Genomic DNA, 15,788 nt, shown 5'->3' on the forward strand with positions numbered 1-15,788 from the left:
GGGAGACCCCGATGACGACAAAGGCCAGACTCATTCTTCCCGCCGTCGCGATACTGCTCGTCGGAGCCTGCGGCGGAGGCTCCGACGACTCCGCGGACGACGACGTCGACCGGAGACCCGACGGCGGGAAGGTCTCCGCGGGGTGCCCCGACCCCGAGGGCGCCCTCGCCCGAAGCGCCGCGAAGGAGGGGGAGGTCGTCATGACCGGCACGCCGGACGGCAGCGTACGGACCGACGTCCCCCGGGAGTTCGAGAAGACGTACGGCGTCAAGGTCAACTACGTCGGCGGACGCAACAGTGACCTCGCGGCCAAGCTCCAGGCCGAGCGCAAGGCCGGCGTCTACACCCACGACGTCTTCGGCGGCGGCGGGAACACGATGTCCGCCACCTACTACGGCGAGGGATGGATCGGTTCCCTCAAGGACGCGCTCGACCCGGCGCTGCTGACCGGTGAGAACTGGCGCGACGGGGCGCCCAAGTGGGTCGACCCCGAGAAGGAGAAGATCCTCCAGCTGTCCACCTACGTCGACTCCGGCGTCGTCATCAACACCGACCTGGTGAAGGACGGCGACCTCACCTCCTTCGAGGACATGCTCGACCCCAAGTGGAAGGGCAGGATCGTCGTCGACGACCCGCGCTCCAACGGCGGAGCCATCTACGACGTGGGCTCCTTCGCCCAGGCGTACGGCGACGACTTCATCAAGTCCCTCTACGTGGACCAGGAACCGTCCCTCCTGACCGACCAGCGGCAGGAACTGGACGACATAGCCCGCGGCAAGTACGCCTTCGGCCTGTCCCTCCACACCGCCGAGACGGCCGCGGCCCTCGCGGAAGGGCTGCCGCTGAAGCAGATCAAGCTGACCGGCGCCCCGCCCGTGTCGACAGGTGGCTCCAGCCTGCTGGCGATCGACAACAAGGCCCCCCATCCCAAGGCGGCCGAACTGCTGGTCAACTGGCTGGTCTGCAAGGACGGCAACGCCGTGTGGACGAAGGCCCTCCAGGTGCCCAGCAACCGCGCCGACGTGCCCGTGCCGGCCGATCTGGACGCGAGCGTGCCCGAGGAGGGCGGCGAGTACTACGACAGCTACGGCTGGGACGTGCTGACCAAGGACGTGAAGCGTCTCCAGACGATCCTCCTCGACCTCCTCGGCCCGCAGTAGCCCTCAGAACGCGGCGCGCCGTGGCGGCACACGTGTCCGACACGGCGCCAGCCGGCCCCTCCCGGAGGTATTCATGACAGCGCAACGGTCCCCGCGGCCACCCACCGCGTACGCCCGGTGGTCGCGGGGCCAGGGAATCGACATCGTCCCCGGCTTCCACATCCCCGACCTGCGCCGGCTTCCGCTCAAACCCTGGGCGCGCGTGGGCGGTTACGGCTGCTTCATCAACCACGACGACAGCGACCGCAGCAACGACTGCTACGTGAGCCGGATTCCGGCGGGCGAGAGCCTGCGTCCCGTACGGCATCTGCACGAGGTGATGATCTATGTGCTCGCCGGCCGGGGGAGTACGACCGTCTGGGGGCCGGACGCACGGCCGCAGAGCTTCGAGTGGCAGCGGGGCTCCCTCTTCGCGATCCCGCTGAACCTCCGTTACCAGCACTTCAACGGCAGTGGTGAGGAGCCGGCGACCCTGCTCGCGGTCACCAACGCCCCCGTGGTGATCAACCTGTTCGACGAGCACGAGTTCATCTTCGACTGCCCCTACGACTTCTCCGCGCGCTTCTCCGGAGCCACCGGCTACTTCAGTGGTGAGGGAAGACTGACCGGCCGGCTCTGGGAGACCAACTTCGTCCCGGACGTGCGCGAGTTCGAGCTGGTGGACTACCGGGAACGCGGCGCGGGCGGTACGAACGTCCAGTTCAAGCTGGCCCGCAACACGATGATGGCGCATGTGTCGCAGTTCCCGGTCGGCACCTACAAGAAGGCGCACCGGCACGCGCCCGGTGCCCATGTGGTGATTCTCGGCGGGACCGGATACAGCCTGATGTGGAGAGAGGGTGAGCCCGTCGAGCGCTTCGACTGGTCGGAGGGCTCCCTGATCATCCCGCCGGGCGAGACATTCCATCAGCACTTCAACACCGGTGCCACACCCGCCCGTTATCTCGCCCTGCGCCATCTCAACGCACGCAGGGACCCGGCCACCGGCCTGCCGATGTCCTCGATCAGCACCCGGCTGGGCGGCGACCAGATCGACTACCGGGACGAGAGCCCCCTGGTCCGCGAGACCTACCTCGACGAGTGCGCGAAGAACGGCGTCGCCTCCCGCATGGAGGAGTTCTACGCCTGAGAGAAGGAAAATGGGGACCAGCCCCACGGCCGACGCGCGGCGGCGCCGAACCGGGGGACCTCGATCAGTACGAGGGCGGCGGGCCGCGCGCGATGCGCGGCCCGCCGGTGGTTCGTCACTCCACGGGTCCCCGGGGGCTCGGCCGACCGTCACCCCCGGAGCACCGCCGAGGCTGCTGCTAGAGGATCGAGGCGCCGTAGACGCTCAGGGCCTCCGTGACGGGCTGGTAGAACGTGGTGCCACCCGTGCGGCAGTTGCCGCTGCCGCCGGAGGTCAGGCCCAGCGCGGTGCTGCCCGAGAAGAGCGAGCCGCCGCTGTCGCCCGGCTCGGCGCAGACGTTGGTCTGGATCATGCCGTACACGATGCCGCTGGAACCGTAGTTGACCGTGGCGTTGAGGCCGGTGACCGAGCCGCTGCGCAGACCGGTGGTGCTGCCGCTGCGCTGCACGGACTGGCCGACGAACGCGTTGCCCGCGGACGTGATGTCCCGGTACGAGCCGTTGTACAGGTAGACACGACCGTCGGCCGCACCCGAGTTGGAGTGGCGGATGATGCCGTAGTCGTTGGTCGGGAAGCTGGTACCGGTGCGCGTACCGATGGACCAGCTGCTGCTGATGTTGGTGCAGTGACCGGCGGTCAGCGCGTGGGCCACGCCGCCGACCGACACGTTGAAGCCGAGGGAGCAGCGGCTGCCGCCGGTGGTGATGGCCTCGCCGCCGGCGATGAGCGGGCTGAACGTGCCGTTGGTGCGCTTGACCGTCAGGTCGGCCTTGGAGCCCGACAGCGCGTCCTTGACCTTGGCCAGTTCGGCCTCCGACACGGTGCTGTCGATGGTCACGACGATCTTGCCGGTGCTCGCGTCCGTGTACCAGGCGGTGCCGGCCACGTCCGCTTCGAGCACGGCCGAGTCGGCGGCGGCGAGCTGCGAGGCGGTCGCCTTGACCTCGGGGGAGGGAGCGGCGACGGCCGAGGGGGCCGCGAGCGCGACGGCGGTCACCAGACCGGACGTCACGGCGAGGAGCCGTGCCCGTCTCGACGTGCCGTTGAGGGGCGAGAAGCGCTTGAAGATCACGAGATCCTCCGGGTGTATGGGGGATGAACGGCCCGCCGGGTGGGCGGGCGGTCCGTGTGTCCAGGTTCCCGACCAGTGATCGCCGGGCGTGAACCTGTCAAGCTGCGCGGGTCGAATCGTTGACGGCTACGGCTCCGGATGCAAGGTCGACTTCCGGTCCACGCGGGGAGAATCACTCCGGGCCCGGGCGGATCCGCTCGCGGCCCCGGATCGGCGCGCGTCGCCGGTGCTTCGGCTTTGCTGCAAAACGTGTGCGCGCTCCCTGACGTGTCCGATCCGGGACGGGAACTCCCGTGGCGATCAGCGGGTTCGAGCCTGTTTGCATTCTCTTTGCATGCGGTTGCGACGGGTCACCTCGCGAACACACGCGGTTCGTCGCGCGGTCACCGGCCCGGTAAAGCAGTTGAGTACTGAGCACTGTGGGGCTTGTGTGCCGGGTGGGACGGATGTCGGGGCTGGGGTACTTGAGGGATTTTCGAATGAGTTACGCGAGCGTTCGAGATGGCCGAATCTTTGAGTCCGCCTCCCGGAGTGTGTCGCACTGAGCCTCGAATACGTCCGGAGGCGCGCTCTTGCGGAGCGCCCTCGGCGTGTGCCTCGGGGGTCTGCCGCGAACCTTCCAGAAGGCTCCGCGATGTCGCCGGTCGCACCGGAGGAGTCCTGCGGGCAGTTCTTGGCGGGCTCGGTCCACCGGGCGAGCCGCCACGCGGCGACGGGATCGTCCCTTTCGCCTCTCTCGGCGCGGCGGTGTTCTGACGGCCCGTCTGCCCCGTTGTCGTGGGGGTGGTGTGGCGGGTGTGAAGTCAGTGGTTTCTGTGGCAATGACGTTGGCGCGGGAAGGCTCATGAAACGTACGGAACGGTGAATTGTCCAAGACGTTGCCGGCTTCTATTTAGTTCAGAACGAAATTACTTCGCTTTGCCGGAAGGGCTGAATCCCGCACCCTGATTGGCTGGATCCAGACCCCTACTGAACTGTGACGCACGGCACACTATTGACCTGCTGAAATCTGAGCAAAACGGTTCATTCTGCCAAGAAGTTGCGAGAAATGAATCGTTCCCATGGCGGAATGGATCATTCGAGTGGCGAGATCCCGACGCATGTGCATTGCTCTGCTATTACCGATGCTTGACCTGCATCTGTCCATTTTCATAGCCTCCGCATCGTGCTCCTGCCGCTGAGAGCGGCGCGTCGGTAACTCAATCCGAATTGGCGGGGGATCGTATGTACGACGTCATCGTTGTGGGTGGACGCTGCGCCGGATCACCGGTTGCGATGCTGCTCGCGAGACAGGGGCACCGTGTCCTCGTGGTGGATCGCTCCTCGTTCCCCAGTGACACGGTGTCGACCCACTACATCCATCAGGCGGGGCTGCTCAGGCTCCAGGCCTGGGGGCTGCTCGACGAGATCATCGGCGCCAAGACCCCGGCCCTGCGGAAGATGAACTACTCCTACCGGGGCATCGAGCTCAACGGATTCGCCGACCCGGTGGACGGCGTCGACGCCGTCTACTGCCCGCGCCGCACCGTGCTGGACGAGATCCTCGTCAACGCCTCCCGCCGCGCCGGCGCCGAGGTGATCGAAGGGTTCACCGTCTCCGACCTGGTCTTCACCGACGGCCGGGTGACGGGCATCCGGGGGCGCGAAGGGGACGGCCCCGAGCGGGAGTTCCGCGCCACCGTCGTCATCGGCGCCGACGGCTTCCACTCCACGGTCGCCAAGAAGGTCGGCGCGGAGCTGTACAACGTGCGCCCCGCCGCCGGCTTCATCTACTACTCGTACTACTCCGGCCTCGACTGGGGCCTGCACCACAAGACCGGCTTCAACGAGAAGTGGTTCGGCACCTGGCCGACGAACGACGACGTGAGCATGCTCGCCGTCATCTGCACCAGGCGCCACCTCAAGGAGTTCCGCCAGGACGTCGAGGCCGGCTTCCAGGCGGCGTTCGACGACGTCTCGCCGGAGATGGGGCAGCAGCTGCGCGACCAGGGCACGCGCGAAGAGGCGTTCAAGCCCATGCGCTACCCCGACAACTACTACCGCCGCGCCCACGGCCCCGGTTGGGCACTGGTCGGCGACGCCGGCTACCACAAGGACCCCTACACCGGCTGGGGCATCACCGACGCCTTCACCCACGGTGAACTCCTCGCCGAGCGGATCCACCAGGGCTTGTCCGGCGAGCGGCCGATGGAAGAGGCGCTGGCGGAGTACAACACGGTGCGCGACGAGGAGAGCGCGGGCGTCTACGACTTCACGACGACGCTCGGCGAACTCACCGAACTCCCCCCGTTCTTCGAGGCGACGATGTCCGCGATGAGCGCGACCCAGGAGTGGACCGACAGGATGCTCGGCCTGATCGGCGGAGTCGTACCGGACTACGAGGTCTACGCGCCGGACGCCCTTGAGCGCCTCTACGACTCCGCCGGCGTGCCGGAGGAGAAGCGGATCTACGACCCGGCCGGATGACGCCGGGCGGTCCGACGCACCCGCCCCTGCCGGGCGCACACACCGGAACGGGCGCCCCGAGTCGCGCGTGCCGTCCCCGGCCCGCACCCTCACCGGTGCCGCGCGACCAACACCTCACCCGGTGCCGCACACCCCAACACCTCATGTGGTGCCGCGAGCACCGTCCCCCTCGCGGAGCCCGTACGCGCTCCGGTGAGTCCTCTCCGCGTTCCCCCCGAAGGCGATCGGCTCGCCCTCACTCATCATGCGGCCCCACCATCCCCGGTGTTCGGTGCGGCCTTCCCGCGGGCCCCGGCCCCACCGGTATTCCCGCACCGCACTCCGTGCGCTTGACCCCCTGAGGGAGACCAGCAGATGACGCGTGCGTCCAGCATGTTCGATCTCATCAGTGACCAGGGCGAGGAAAGGCCATACTTCGAGACGGGCGGCATCGGCAGGTCGCACGGCTTCTACACCGGCGAGGAGCAGTACCGCCGAGAGATGGCCCGGATCTACGGGCGGCGCTGGCTCCCGGTGGACCATGTGTCCCGGCTGAAGGACAAGGGCGCCTACACCACCCTGAACATCGGCACCGGATCCGTTCTGATCATCCACGGTGATGACGGGATCCAGGCGTACCACAACTACTGCCGGCACCGCGGCTACAAGCTCGTGGAGGAGGCCGTCGGCAAGCGGCAGAGCCTGGTCTGCCTCTACCACTGCTGGGTGTACGACCGGAACGGAAAGCTCAAGAGCCTCAACGGCACCTACTTCGACCACTTCTTCGAGAAGAAGGAGAACGGTCTGCTGCCCGTCAGGACCGAGGTCCGCTTCGGGGTCGTCTTCATCGCCCTGTCCGACGACGCACCTGATCTCGACGCCTCACTGGGAGAGTTCGGCGAGTTCGCCCGCGTCTACGAGCTCGCCGACCTGGAGTGCGTGGAGGCGAAGGACTACCCCGTCGCCTCGAACTGGAAGCTCGTCGCGCACAACGTCAACGAGAGCCTGCACTTCCCCACCGCCCACAAGGACCTGCACCGCATCACCGACTTCGACGACGCGGGCACCTACGACCTCAAGGGCGACATCGTCGGCGCCTGGCAGGGGATACGCAAGGCCTACAACTCCGTCTCCATGACGGGACGCAGCGGCCGGACACCGATGGAGCTGGTCCCCGAGGCCGACCGGCAGAAGATCAACTGGATCACGATCCTGCCCAACCTCCTCTTCGGCTTCACGGCCGACTACGTGATGATGCAGTGGGTCTGGCCCGAGAGCCCCGGCACCTGCTTCGTCCGGCACTTCTGGCTCTTCCACCCCTCGGAGACCGCGAAGAGCGACTTCTCCCACGAGGCCGTGTTCGCGCTGTGGGACAAGGCGAACTACGAGGACTGGGAGATGTGCGAGCGGACGCACCGCGGTCTGTCCAACCCGCTCTGGACGCCCGGGCAGCTCTCGCTCGACGAGGAGGTCGTCTCCCAGATCGACGCCTGGGTCGCCGCCGAGACGGCGGAGGGCCAGGGGCCCGCCGCGAACGGCACCGAGGAGTTCGAGAGCGGACCGAACGGCGCTCACACCTCCGAGACCGGGAAGGCCACGAGGTGAGCATGCCAACCAACTGCTTCATCATCGGCGGCACCAGAGTCCTCACCCAGTGCGCCGCGCGACTCCTCGACGCCGGCGTGCGGATCGAAGGCGTCTTCAGCGACGACCCCGCCGTGGCCGCCTGGGCGGACGGATACGAGATCCCGTTGCTCGACCCGCATGGCGACCTGTCGGCGACCCTCTCGGCGCGCCCCTTCGACTACCTGTTCAGCATGGTCAACTTCAGGATCCTGCCCGCCGAGATCCTCGACCTTCCGACAACGGCCGCCGTCAACTTCCACGACGGGCCGCTGCCCCGCTACTCCGGCAGCCACGTACCCGCCTGGGCACTGTACGAGGGCGCGCCCCGGCACGCGGCGACCTGGCACCGCATGACGGAGACCGTGGACGCCGGCGGAGTGCTGCTGGAGCGCTGGTTCCCGGTACGCGACCACTCCACCGCCCTCTCGCTAACGTACGAGACGGCCGAGGTCGGCATAGAGCTCTTCGCCGAGCTCATCCCGCACGTGGTCGCGCGAACCCTCCCGGAGCCCGTCGACACGAGCGACCGCGAGCGGCGCTTCTACCGACGGTCCGCCCGGATGGCGTCCGGCGGCCTCATCCACGCCGGCACGTCGGCCGTCGAGGCCGTCCGGCTCTCCAAGGCCCTGGACTACGGCTCCTTCCCGAACCCGCTCGGGGTGCCGACCCTCGTCACCGAGCAGGGCGCCGTCTTCACCCGTCAGGTCAGGCTGATCCCGCGCGAGGACCCCCGTACCGAGACCACCGTCCTGTCGGTGACCACCTCGGCCATCACCCTGGCCGCCCCGGACGCCGATCTCGTACTGAGCGACTGCACCGCCGTCGACGGGAGCGCCCTGAGCGGCCAGGCCGCCGCACAGCGGCTCGGCATCACCCCCGGCTCACCCCTGCCCGCCGTATCGGCGGAGCGCCTGGCGGACATCGCCGCCGCCCAGAAGACTCTACGGGTCCATGAACCGTGGTGGCGCGCCCGGTTGGAGAGGCTGCGCCCCGCCCCGCTGGCCGCCGACGACTTCTCCGCCGCCGGCGCCCACTACGGCCGCTACGAACTGGCCCTCACCCCCGGCTCGCGGGAGGAGGCCGTCGCGGTCGTCCGCGCGTTCCTCACCGTCGTGGCCGAGCGCACCGGCGAGCGCACCTTCGACTTCGCCTGGTCGCCCCAGGCAGCGCGGGTCCTCGCGGAGCAGACCCATGGCATCGCCGCCGCGCGATTCCCCGTACGGTTCGACGGCGACACCTCCCTCTCGCTCCGGCACAAGCTGGACGAGGCGACCGCCCGCCGGGGTTACGCCGGCGACCTCGAACTCCGGCTCGGCCTGGCCGGCCGCCCGCTCGGCTCCGACGAGCCGAGCTTCACCCGCGTCATGGTGCTGGACCGCGACGCGGGCGAAGAGGCGTCCGCCGAGCCGCACACCGAGATCGCGCTGCTGTGCCTGCAGGACGGCCCGCCCACCGTCTTCGTACGCGAGACCGCGATGGGCGAGGACGAGGCGCTGGCATTCACCGAGCAGGTCGAGGACCTGGTGCTGACGTCCCTGCTCCACGGCGAGGAGCCCGAGCCGCGGCCGGAGCCCCGGTCCGCGACGCCGCCCGAGCCCCAACCGGCGGCTACGGCTGCGGAGTTGGACGACGCCGAGGGGTTGGACGACTCCCCGGGGACGGACGACTCCGCCACCGCGTCGGCCGCCGGGACGGTACTCGACCTGTTCGCCGCCACGGTGGCCGAGCGGCCCGCGGCCATCGCCGTCCGCAGCGGCGCCCGCACGCTGGACTACGCGGGCCTCGACGCCTGGGCGGACGCCATCGCCGCCGGCCTGCACGACCAGGGCATCGAGTCCGGTTCCGTGGTCGGCGTACTGATGGAGCGGGACCTCCCGCTGCTCCCGGCCATGCTCGGAATCCTGCGCGCCGGGGCGGCCTTCCTGCCCCTGGACCCGGGATATCCCGTGGAGCGGCTCCAGCGGTACGTGGAGGTCTCCGCCTGCGACCTGATCGTCACCGACACCCGTACCGATGCCCTCGGCGCATCGCTGGGACACGCGTGGGGCGTGCCCGTACCGAACGGCGCGGCGCAGGCCCTCCCGCCCCGGGTCACCTCCTCCGACCTGGCCTACCTCCTCTTCACCAGCGGATCCACCGGCAACCCGAAGGGCGTGGAGGTCGAGCACGGCGCGCTCGCCAACTTCCTCACGGGGATCGGCGCCCGCCTCGGCGTCTCCTCCGACGACACCCTGCTCGCACACACCACCGTGGCCTTCGACATCTCCCTGCTGGAGCTGTTCCTCGGGCTGACGGTCGGCGCGACGGTGGTCCTCTGCTCCCGGGAGACCGCGGGCGATCCGGCCCGACTGGCCGAACTCACAGCCGATGTGACGGTGGCTCAGGCAACGCCGACTCTCTGGCGCCTGCTGCTCGGCACCGGCTGGACTCCGCACACGGAACTCACCGTCCTCTCCGGCGGCGAGGCGCTGCCGCCGTCCACCGCCGGGCGTCTGCACGGGACCGCCCGCGCCCTGTGGAACCTGTACGGCCCCACGGAGGCGACGATCTGGGCGTCGTGCCACGAGGTCACCACGGTGGGCACCTTCCTGCCGCTGGGCGAACCCCTGCCGAACATGGAACTCCACGTCCTGGACGCGGAGTTGGAGCGGTGTGCGGCAGGAACGACCGGCGAGCTGTATCTCTCCGGCACCGGACTCGCCCGGGGTTACGCCGGCCGGCCCGATCTGACGAAGGACGTCTTCGTCGTTCACCCCGTGACCGGTGTACGGCTCTACCGGACCGGTGACGAGGTACGCCTCCACACGGACGGCGCGATCGAGTGGCTCGGGCGCGGCGACGCGCAGGTGAAGGTGCGCGGCAACCGCATCGAGCCCGCGGAGATCGAGCGGGCGCTGGAGCGGTTCGACGGCATCACCGCGGCCGTGGTCGTCGCGGCGCGGTTCGAGGGACGTGGCGAACCGAGGCTGACCGCCTACCTGGTGAGCGACGGCACACCCACGAAGTCCGGGCTCGACGCCTTCGTCGGCGGCTCCCTGCCCGCGTACATGGTGCCCGACGCCTACGTCGCCGTGGACGCCCTGCCGCTGACCGACAACGGCAAGGTGGCGCGCGGCAAACTGCCCGTGCCGACCCGGGACACCATCCTCCGCTCGGCCCCCGGTCCCGTGACGACGTCGACGGAGACGGTGGCGGTGACGGCGACGCGGGCAGCCGAGCTCCCGGAGTCCGCCGAGTCGGCGGCGACCGCTGTCACGGTGGAGGCGCTGGCGGAGTCGATCGCGGCGGTGTTCGCTGCCACGCTGGACCACCCCGGCTTCGACGTGCACGCCAACTTCTTCGACCTGGGCGGCGATTCGGCGAACGTCACCTTCGCCGCCGTACAACTCGGCCGTGAGCTGGGTGTGACGGTCACCCCGCCGTCGATCTTCGCCTCCGGTACGCCGGTGAAGCTCGCCCGGCTGCTGGGCGCGGACGGCGTGGTGCGGCTGGTCGAACCGGAGCCGCAGGACACCGGCACCGTACGCGAGCGGGCGGCCGAACCCGAGCCCGTGGCGATCGCCCCCGCCGTAACGACCCCGGCGGCAACGCCCCCCGTCACCACCGCTGTTGCGGAGCCCGTGCCAGGGGAGCCCTTGCCCGGGGAGGCCGTGGCCGCCGAGCCCGCCCGACCCGCCGACGACGGCGCCCTGGCCGTCATCGGCATGGCGTGCCGGTTCCCCGGGGCCGCGACACCCGACGAGTTCTGGCAGAACCTCGTCTGCGGGGTGTCCAGCGTCGGCCCCGCCCCGGACGGGAGACGCGGCTGGGCCCACCTGTGGTCCGACGCCGCGGCCGACTCGGTGCCCATGGCCTGGGTCGACGGTGTCGAGTACTTCGACGCCGGCCGTTTCGGGCTGACCGACCGCGAGGCCCGCCGCATGGACCCGTTGCAGCGGACCATGCTCAGCGTGACGGCCGAGGCACTGGAGAGCTGCGGCCACGACCACACCTCCCTCGGCGCCGCAACCGGTGTCTTCATCGGCGCCATCGCCAGCGACTTCCCGGAGATCGTGGCGCGGAGCGTCGGCCACCACGACCCGCACGTCGCCACCGGCACGGCCGCCTCCATGGTGGCCAACCGGCTGTCGCACGTCTTCGACTGGTCGGGACCGAGCCTCACCGTCGACACCGCCTGCTCGTCCTCGCTCGTCGCCCTGCACCAGGCGGCCATGCATCTGCGGGCGGGCGACGTGGACGCCGCCGTGGTCGGGGCCGCGAACCTGGTCCTCACCCCGACCAAGACGCACTCCTTCGCCCGCAACGGGATGCTGTCCCCGCAGGGCATGTGCCGCACCTTCGACGACAACGCCGACGGCTACGTACGGGGTGAGGGCACCGGCGCCGTCGTCCTCAAGCGGCTCGCCGACGCCGAACGCGACGGCGACCCCGTCCTCGCCGTGATCCGATCCACCGCCGTCAACCACACCGGTGGCAGCGCCGGCTTCCTCACGGCACCCAGCAGGCCCGCCCAGGAAGCGGTGCTGCGCAAGGCGCTGGCCGGCTCCGGACGTACGGCGGCCGACATCGGCTACATCGAGGCGCACGGCACCGGCACCCAACTGGGCGACCTCGTCGAACTCGAAGCCCTGCACGCGGTCCTGGGCGCACCCGCCGGCCGGCGGCCCGTCGCGGTGGGCTCGGTGAAGACCAACATCGGTCATCTGGAGCCCGCCGCCGGCATCGCCGGGCTGATCAAGACGATCCTGGCACTCCAAGCGGGCCACATCCCGCCGTCGTTGAACTTCAGCACCCCCAACAAGTCCTTCGACTTCGACGCCTCGCCCCTGTTCGTCGCCGACCGGCTGCTTCCGTGGGGCAGCGGCCCACGCGTCGCGGGAATCAGCAGCTTCGGTTTCGGTGGCGCGAACGCCCACGCGGTGATCGAGGCGGTACCAGCCGCCGCACCGGACGGTACGGAGACCGGCCCACGGCTGCTGACCCTCGCCGCCGGATCGGACGAGGCACTGCGGACCCTGGCCCACCGGCTCGTACTGATGCTGCGCTCCGCCTACTGCCCGTCCCTGGACGAGCTGAGCGAGGCGAGCCGACGGCGCCCCGCCGCCCCGCACCGGCTCGCCTGCGTGGCCGGCAGCGTCGAGCAACTGGAGGACAAGCTGCGGCTGTTCCTCGCCGGGGTCGCCGACATTCGCTCCCTCCATGTGGGCGTGGCCCAGCCGCAGGCGACATCTGCGACCGAGGTCACGGACCCGGTCGACGCCGGGGCGAGCCGGGAGACCCTCGCCGAGGCCGCGCGCGCGTTCGTCGCCGGGGCGGCCCTGCCCGCCGGGCGGAGGCGCCGCGCGGGCGTACGGTTCCCGACCGCGCCGCACGCGGAGAAGTACCTCTGGCTGGAACCCGCGGAGCAGACGGACACCCCCGTACGCGAGGGCGCGTCCCACCGTACGAAGAACACCTGGACCGAACACCCGGAAGCCGCCGAGCACTTGGTGCTCGGCAGGCCGACACTGCCCGGCGCCGGCTACCCCGGCAAGGTGGCCGAACTCATCGGCCGGGACCGGTTCGGCCTGCGGGACCTCACCTTCCGGGCCGCCGTCGAAGCCCCCACCACCCTCACGGCCGAACGCGACAACGCCACGGTCGCCTTCCGCGACGGCTCCGGCGCCCTCGTCTGCACTGCCGAGGTGACCGGTCCTGAGCAGACGACGCTGGTCCCTCCGGCGACGACCGACGGCCTCACCGCCGTCTCGCTGGACGCGATGTACGAGGCGTTCGAACGCGCCGGACTCACCTACGGCGCCGGCTTCCGGACGGTGTCGGAACTGTCCGTTGCGCCGGGCCAGGCCAGGGGTCTGCTGTGTGGTGACGCGCGTAGCGCCGGGGCTGTGGACGCCCGGCTCCTCGACGGCGCCTTCCAGATCGCGCTCGCCGCGTGCGGTGCGCGGGGACTGTATGTCCCCTTCACCATCGAGCGGTTGACCGTCCTCGGCCGGATTCCCGACACGGCCCGGGTCTACGCCCGGCGGGACCGGGACATCGGGCCGGACTCCGGTCTGCTGACCGCGAGCCTGGTGGTGCTCGACGGCGACGAACCTGTACTCGAAGCGCGCGGGGTTACCTGGAAGCGGCTCTCGCAGGCGCCGTCGTCGGACCCCTCGGGACGCGACGCGCGTAGTGGGCACCGTGGCGAGCCGACCTCGTCGCCGACACCGGCACCTGCGCCGACGCCGGCGCGGGCTCCGGCACCCGCGTCCAACGGGCACCGTTCCGTGCCGGCCTCCGGTCGCACGGCGGCGGGCGGTCTCGACGCCGCCGTGGCCCAATGGGTCGCAGCCGCACTGGAGTTGGACGTCGACGAACTGGAGACGGACCGGCCGTTGCAGGAGCAGGGGCTCGATTCGATGCTCGCGGTCTCGCTGGCACAGGACATCCGCGCCAAGCTGGGCGTGGACATTCCCGTGACGCTGGTCCTGGAGGTCGGCACGGTCGACCGCCTGGCCGCCGAGCTGAGGGACGAGTACGGGGCGACCGCGGCGCCCGCCGTCGTACAGGAGGAGCACCCTGAGCCCGCCCCGGCCTCGGCCCCGGCCCCGCAGCGCGAGCCCGTGCCGGATCCGGATCCGGCACGGGCGCTGGACGAGACCCGGGTGCCGGCCCAGGTGCGGTCGGTCGAGCCGCCTCACGCCACCGGCGGAGGGGACGCGGAGCCGCACGACATCGCCATCATCGGCTTCGACGGGGTCTTTCCGAACGCCGCGAACACCGACGAACTGTGGCGGGTGCTGCTGGAGGGCGTCGACTGTCTGAGCGAGGTGCCCGCGTCGCGCTGGGACATCGATTCGTACTACGGCACCGAGGGCAAGCCCGGCACCGTCTACCTCAGACGCGCCGGCTTCATCGAAGGGCTGACCGACTTCGACGCCGGATTCTTCCGGCTGTCACCCGCCGAGGCGGAGTGGATCGACCCGCAGCAGCGCCATCTCGTCCAGTCCGCGTGGCGGGCCTTGGAGGACGCCGGTCTGGCCGGCGGAACCCAGAGGTCCACGGGCGTGTTCGTGGGCGCCAGCTACCAGCACTACCGCGACATGGTCGTCGGGGACGTCGTACAGACGGCGGCGGGCCTGGGCAACCACAACGCGATCCTCGCCAACCGGGTGAGTTACTTCCTGGATCTTCACGGGCCGAGCATGACGATCGACACGTTGTGCTCGTCGTCGTTGGTCGCGCTGCACACGGCCGTGCGGAGCATCCGTGACGGCGAGTGCGAGCAGGCCATCGTCGCCGGGGTGCACCTGGCGATGTCACCGCAGTACTTCCAACTGGGCGCACGACTACGGTCGTTCTCCCCCTCCAACGCCCTGCGGCCGTTCGATGCGGGTGCGGATGGGTTTGTGCCGGGGGAGGGGGTGGTGACGGTGGTGGTGAAGCCGTTGGGTGCGGCGTTGCGTGACGGTGATCGGGTGCGGGGTGTGATTCGGGGCAGTGCGGTCAATCACGGTGGTCGTACGAGTGGGTTGACGGTGCCGAGCAGTGCGGCGCAGCAGGAGGTGGTGTCCGCGGCGTTGCGTGACGCGGGAGTCTCGGTCGAGTCGATCGGGTTGGTGGAGGCTCACGGAACGGGGACGAGTCTCGGTGACCCCATCGAGGTGGAGGGTCTGACGCGTGCGTGGCGTGGGGTGACGGACAGGTCGCAGTTCTGTGCGATTGGTTCGTTGAAGGGGAATGTGGGTCATCTGGAGCCGGCGGCGGGGTTGGCTGGTGTGGTGAAGGTGTTGTTGGCGATGGAGCGGGGTGTTGTTCCGCCGTCGTTGCATGTGGTGCGGCCGAATGATCACATCCGTTTCGAGGAGACGCCCTTTTATCTGGCTGATCGTGCGGTGGTGTGGCCCAGGAACGGGGAGCCTCGTCGTGCGGCGGTGAGTGCGTTCGGGATGGGCGGTGTCAACGCCCACGTCATCGTCGAAGAACCACCCGTCTTGCCCGAACGAGAGACGCCGGCCCAGGACTCGCACGTCATACGGGTGAGCGCGGCGGACGAGACGGCGTTGCGGGCCCTTGCCGACGCGTATTCCGAAGCTCTGATCGACACGTCGGACGAAGAGCTCGGTGACTTCACGTTCACTGCCAACACCGGTCGCGCCGGGCACCGTTACGGCGTCGCGGTGCAGGGCGCCGATGCTCGTGAACTGGCCGCCGGGCTCAAGGACGCGGTGACGAGCAGTGGCTCCTTGCCCCGGAAGGGCGGCAAGGCCCTACCCACGGCCTTCATGTTTACGGGGCAGGGGTCGCAGTATGTGTGTATGGGGCGTGGGTTGTATGGGGTGGAGCCGGTGTTTCGGGCGGCGTTGGATGAGTG

The 15,788-nt window shown here is 69.9% G+C and carries 6 protein-coding genes; 5 read left to right on the top strand and 1 reads right to left on the bottom strand.

What is annotated here, in order from left to right:
* The first annotated feature begins 11 nt into the window (after positions 1 to 11).
* Positions 12 to 1,160 (top strand): ABC transporter substrate-binding protein, encoded by a 1,149-nt coding sequence (locus ACFWU9_RS27885; protein WP_384323152.1) that lies wholly within the window; start codon positions 12 to 14, stop codon positions 1,158 to 1,160.
* A 73-nt stretch (positions 1,161 to 1,233) separates the two neighbouring features.
* The gene (locus ACFWU9_RS27890; protein ID WP_384323154.1) at positions 1,234 to 2,289 is read left to right on the top strand and encodes an ethanolamine ammonia lyase-activating protein; all 1,056 of its coding nucleotides are present in this window, start codon (positions 1,234 to 1,236) and stop codon (positions 2,287 to 2,289) included.
* A gap of 178 nt (positions 2,290 to 2,467) precedes the next feature.
* On the opposite strand, the gene ACFWU9_RS27895 is transcribed toward ACFWU9_RS27890, so the two are convergent.
* Positions 2,468 to 3,361, bottom strand: coding sequence for a S1 family peptidase (locus ACFWU9_RS27895; protein WP_384323156.1), 894 nt, complete (start codon positions 3,359 to 3,361; stop codon positions 2,468 to 2,470).
* A gap of 1,224 nt (positions 3,362 to 4,585) precedes the next feature.
* Here ACFWU9_RS27895 and ACFWU9_RS27900 point away from each other — a divergent pair.
* The 3 genes from ACFWU9_RS27900 to ACFWU9_RS27910 form a co-directional block, all read left to right on the top strand.
* Entirely contained in the window at positions 4,586 to 5,827 is a 1,242-nt protein-coding gene (locus tag ACFWU9_RS27900) for an NAD(P)/FAD-dependent oxidoreductase (protein WP_384323158.1), read from the top strand.
* Positions 5,828 to 6,181: 354 nt separating this feature from the next.
* Positions 6,182 to 7,411: an SRPBCC family protein gene (locus ACFWU9_RS27905; protein WP_384323160.1), complete on the top strand. Its 1,230-nt coding sequence runs from the start codon at positions 6,182 to 6,184 to the stop codon at positions 7,409 to 7,411.
* 2 nt (positions 7,412 to 7,413) lie between these two features.
* On the top strand, positions 7,414 to 15,788 hold an 8,375-nt coding region (locus ACFWU9_RS27910; RefSeq protein WP_384323162.1), incomplete at its 3' end, for an amino acid adenylation domain-containing protein.

Origin of the sequence: Streptomyces sp. NPDC058653 (genome assembly GCF_042716895.1) — a bacterium.
Classification (GTDB): Bacteria; Actinomycetota; Actinomycetes; order Streptomycetales; family Streptomycetaceae; genus Streptomyces.

What these genes read in the sequence shown, in the direction of transcription:
- ACFWU9_RS27890 (WP_384323154.1), top strand. Translation starts at nt 1,234, where the DNA reads ATGACAGCGCAACGGTCCCCGCGGCCACCCACCGCGTACGCCCGGTGG.
- ACFWU9_RS27905 (WP_384323160.1), top strand. Translation starts at nt 6,182, where the DNA reads ATGACGCGTGCGTCCAGCATGTTCGATCTCATCAGTGACCAGGGCGAG.
- ACFWU9_RS27885 (WP_384323152.1), top strand. Translation starts at nt 12, where the DNA reads ATGACGACAAAGGCCAGACTCATTCTTCCCGCCGTCGCGATACTGCTC.
- ACFWU9_RS27900 (WP_384323158.1), top strand. Translation starts at nt 4,586, where the DNA reads ATGTACGACGTCATCGTTGTGGGTGGACGCTGCGCCGGATCACCGGTT.